The 3,894-nt window shown below is 62.7% G+C and carries 4 protein-coding genes; 2 read left to right on the top strand and 2 right to left on the bottom strand.

Annotation, left to right across the window (positions count from 1 at the left end):
- Nucleotides 1-36: 36 nt before the first annotated feature.
- Both ABLE43_RS23055 and ABLE43_RS23050 read right to left on the bottom strand, forming a co-directional pair.
- Nucleotides 37-867, bottom strand: a complete 831-nt coding sequence (locus ABLE43_RS23055) for an AAA family ATPase (protein WP_007406871.1) — start codon at nt 865-867, stop codon at nt 37-39.
- Complete coding sequence (locus ABLE43_RS23050) at nt 867-2,354, bottom strand: Mu transposase C-terminal domain-containing protein (RefSeq protein ID WP_052811639.1); 1,488 nt, start codon at nt 2,352-2,354, stop codon at nt 867-869. The genes ABLE43_RS23055 and ABLE43_RS23050 overlap by 1 nt, the downstream gene beginning before the upstream one ends.
- Nucleotides 2,355-2,501: 147 nt before the next feature.
- Here ABLE43_RS23050 and ABLE43_RS23045 point away from each other — a divergent pair, with 147 nt between their 5' ends.
- Nucleotides 2,502-3,095, top strand: coding sequence for a recombinase family protein (locus tag ABLE43_RS23045; protein WP_007406866.1), 594 nt, complete (start codon nt 2,502-2,504; stop codon nt 3,093-3,095).
- Nucleotides 3,092-3,886 carry a hypothetical protein gene (locus tag ABLE43_RS23040; RefSeq protein WP_130119994.1) on the top strand — a complete coding sequence of 265 codons (795 nt, stop codon included), beginning with the start codon at nt 3,092-3,094 and terminating at the stop codon, nt 3,884-3,886. Before ABLE43_RS23045 ends, ABLE43_RS23040 begins: the two co-directional genes overlap by 4 nt.
- Nucleotides 3,887-3,894 lie beyond the last annotated feature (8 nt).

The following is a 3,894-nucleotide window of genomic DNA, read 5'->3' as shown; positions in this document are numbered from 1 at the left end:
TGTGGCTTTCAGCGGTAAATGTCACGAATGTCAGCACTAGGTGACGCCGATGACGAGGGTGCTGCGGGCGGCTTCCACGACATCCTCGCTGATGGTTGCGAGGCCGTTGATCTTCAGCACGCGCTCGATCTGCACGAACAGGCGGTGCAGTAGCCGGAAATTGCCACCTGTGATCCGAACGATGGCCGCGACCGCTTGCGCGTCGGTGAAATCGGCGTCGTCGAGGGCAAGGCCGAGGTCGCGCCAGCGGCGGGTCAGCACGAAGGTCAGCTCCGCATCCTGCAACGGCCGATATTGGTGGGCGAAGCCGACCCGGCTGAAGAGCTGGGGATAGCGCGCCATGCGCTTTTCGATACCGGGCATCCCGATCAGGATGAGCCCGATCCCCTGCCGATCGAACACGTCACGCATGTATTCCAGCGCCGTCGTCGACAGGCGCTCGGCTTCATCGACGATCACCATTTCGACGTAGCGGGTATGACGACTGACATAACGGACCTGTCCGACTTTCTGAGGCCGGACGTGTTCGTCGATGCAATGGTCCACTCGGTCGAGCAGCCGGGGCAGATCCTGCCGCAGTTCGCGCAACGTGCTGCCGACCGAAGGTGTGTAGAAAACCGCACGTGCCTGAGCGAGGTGGGCATAGATTTCCAGGTCGGATGGATCGCGTGGTCCCCAAACGGTGAGCAGGGGCGCAGCCTTGTGCCATCGGGCATACCGGCAGGCCGAGAGCGTTTTGCCGACGCCCGCTGGGCCATGACACAGGCCGATGTAGCGATGCTTCCGAACGGCGTCGGCGAACTCGATGAAGCGGCGGTGCTCTTGGGTCGAGATGAAGCTGGTCGCGCGCGTACTGCCGGCGGTCATCAGTCGCCCTCATAATAGGTGCGTAGCTTCGGCCGGCTTGGTGGCGGCGCCGGAGTCGCTGCGGAGACCGGCGCCAATTCAGGCAATCGCGCCGGTTTCGCGATCGGAGCCGGAGTGCGCAGGATCGCTGGAAGATAGTCTATAACGCTCGATTGCTTCTCCCTGATCTCCTGCCGCAGGCGACGCCGATGCGCGATCCGCGCCGCCTGGATGTCCTTTAGGGTGACACTGTTCGCGGCATGATCCGCATCGATCGCCCGGCACAGGAACACGTTGCGATGGAACACGCGGACTTCGCCCATGTCGCGGGGGTCGTAGCGGATCGTCACCGGCTCGCCGACGTAGGCTGCCAGCGTCGGATCGAAGTAGCGCAATCCCTCGAAGCGGATGCCGTCGCGGTGAACGGTGCGGGGCTTGGCGACCATGACCAGCAGCATGTCCAGTTCGGCAAGCGTCTCCGGCATCCGGGGCAACCAGCCATCGCCCCGCCATGCGGCTATCGGTGCCGCCCCGATCGAACGGTGGGGACGCGCATTATAGGTCGAGATGATCCAGGCGCCGATCGCCGCGTCCAGTTCGGCCAGTGAAAGGGCCGGTGGGGATACCGTCTTGCCGGCGCGCAGGTTGCCGGGGAGTTCGGCCAGCAGTTCGGTGTTGATGGTCCGGAACAGCCGCTCGATCTTGCCACGCCCCTGCGGACGGGCGACGGCTGAGTAGATCAGCCTGATACGCAGATCGGCCGCGGCCTGTTCGAGGTGGAGGCTGGTGAAGTCCGATCCGTGATCGACGTGCAGCACATCGGGAATGCCGCACACCGGCCATGCCGGATCGGCCTTGCGCCAGATGGCCTGGCGCAGCGCGAGCGACGTATTGAGCGCGGATGGCGCGCCGAGAAACACCATGTAGCCTGCGATCACGCGGGAATGATCGTCCACCACCGTCGTCAGCCACGGCCGTGTCGGCCTGCCACGAGCATCGAGGATGAGGATGTCGAGTTCGGTGTGGTCGGCCTGCCAGATCGCGTTCGGGCGATCGGCGCGATGACGATGGACCATCTCGTATTTGTCGCGGAAAGCGGCAGCGCCCTCATGCGCGAGCGTCAGCATCGCAGGATCGATCCGGCGCACGATATCGCGAACGCTGCCGTAGGACGGCGTGTGCCATCCATATTCGCTAGCGACATGCACAACGCGACGATGGATGGTTGCGATCGAGGCCGGCGGCTTCGTCAGCGCCATGCCCTGGATCAGTTGGACCAGACCGTCCGGGAACGTCCGTGTGCCAGCTTCCGGACGAAGCGGCCGCGCGAGGCCCATTGGACCGTTGGCGGTATAGCGAGCGAGCCATCGCTGGACGGTGCGCAGCGAAACACCGGCATCGGCCGCGACTTTGGCCAGCGACGCGCCACCATGCAGATGGGCGCGAAGTGCCGCCATTCGCCGCGCCACCTCCGCGCCTCCTGTCTCCGATCTTCGACCATCCGCCATGGTGATCGCCCCCTGTCCGATAGAGGATCGTTCAGCGGACTCGGCCGGTCGATCTCCAACAGCACGGAAAGCGGCCGAAAGCCGAGTCTCACATAGATGGTACCATATGTTTTGCGGTGATGGGGCCTTATACGTTACACTCCGGCTATGACGCACACGCTGATCGGCTATGCCCGCTGCTCGACCGACAAACAGGACCTTGCCGCCCAGCATGACGCGCTGCTCAAGCTCGGGGTGGCGGCCGATCGCATCTACACCGACAAGGGGCTCACCGGCACGAACCGGGATCGCCCCGGCCTCGACCAAGCACTAGCCGCAGTACGAAGCGGCGACACGCTGGTAGTGCCCAAGCTTGACCGGCTCGCGCGATCAGTTCCGGACGCGCGCGCGATCGGGGACGGCCTTGCTGCCCGTGGGGTGAAGCTACAGCTTGGTGCCAGCGTCCACGATCCGGCTGACCCGATGGGTAAGCTGTTCTTCAACATCCTTGCCACCTTTGCCGAGTTCGAGGCGGACCTCATCAAGCTCCGCACCCGCGAGGGCATGGCGGTCGCCCGCGCTAAGGGGAAGCTGCGTGGGAAGAAGCCCAAGCTGTCCGATCGGCAGCAGAAGGAGCTTCGTCGCATGTACGATACCGACGACTACTCGATCAGCGACCTCGCCGAGCTGTTCTCGATTTCCCGGCCGACCGTTTATCGAACGCTCGGCAGGCATGCTGCCACAGCGGCGGCAGCGGCATGAATCTCACCGAACAACAAGATGCGAGTAGTGCTCGCCGCTTCGACTTCATCCTTCGCCAAGGGCTGTGGCTGGTTTCACTTCTAGCATCCATCACGCTGCCCGTTGTTTACTTTTCACGTCCGTTTGCGCCGGTTACACCCGGCCTCACCAGTATTCTCGGTTGGGGTAGCCTCTTAGGCGTGATAGCTGGCTTGGGGTCTGCGGCTTTTTATGTTCCTCTGATGCGGCGTCAGTCTACCATTGGCCGCATCGGTTATTGGCTTACCTCGGCCATGATGGGTGCTTTCGCCGGTTGGGCAGCACTGGGTCTGCTGAATGACCGTGGTGGCACCCCTCTCGGAGATGTCGAACTGCCGATCGCCCGCGTCGAGCAGGCAGGTGATCAGTTCAGCATTTATACTATGCTACCTTCCTCACCCTCAAATATTATGCGGATATCATCGACCGAAATCATTGGCCTTCCTGTTGCCGGCCAATGCCTGTTCGGCAGATTGCGACGTGGTCTGTTCGCGGCTTCCTGGCTGTCGCGCCTTTCGGTTACGTCATGTTCGGCAAAGCGAGGTGAAGCAGGAACGAACGTGCTGATGCCGATAAATCGATGGATGGACTGGCGCTGGCACAAACCACGATCCTTCAGGCTGGACGGATCTCACCAAGCCTATGATGAGGCCCTTCCTCAGAGCGCAACGTGCCGGACCGAGCGGGAAAGCTGGCTTTATCAGTGCTTCCCCAAAGGAGCAGGCCGCAGGAGGCGACAATCAGTGATGTCACTTCGTGACATTTACCGCTGAAAGCTACA

This window comes from Sphingomonas silueang (assembly GCF_040049155.1).
In the GTDB taxonomy this organism is placed as follows: domain Bacteria; phylum Pseudomonadota; class Alphaproteobacteria; order Sphingomonadales; family Sphingomonadaceae; genus Sphingomonas; species Sphingomonas silueang.
The sequence above is the reverse complement of the archived record's forward strand: the minus strand, read 5'-3'. Positions and strand labels throughout refer to the sequence as shown.

Excerpts from the sequence above, each read along its gene's own strand:
- ABLE43_RS23045 (WP_007406866.1), top strand. The coding sequence starts at position 2,502 with ATGACGCACACGCTGATCGGCTATGCCCGCTGCTCGACCGACAAACAG.
- ABLE43_RS23040 (WP_130119994.1), top strand. The coding sequence starts at position 3,092 with ATGAATCTCACCGAACAACAAGATGCGAGTAGTGCTCGCCGCTTCGAC.
- ABLE43_RS23050 (WP_052811639.1), bottom strand. The coding sequence starts at position 2,354 with ATGGCGGATGGTCGAAGATCGGAGACAGGAGGCGCGGAGGTGGCGCGG.
- ABLE43_RS23055 (WP_007406871.1), bottom strand. The coding sequence starts at position 867 with ATGACCGCCGGCAGTACGCGCGCGACCAGCTTCATCTCGACCCAAGAG.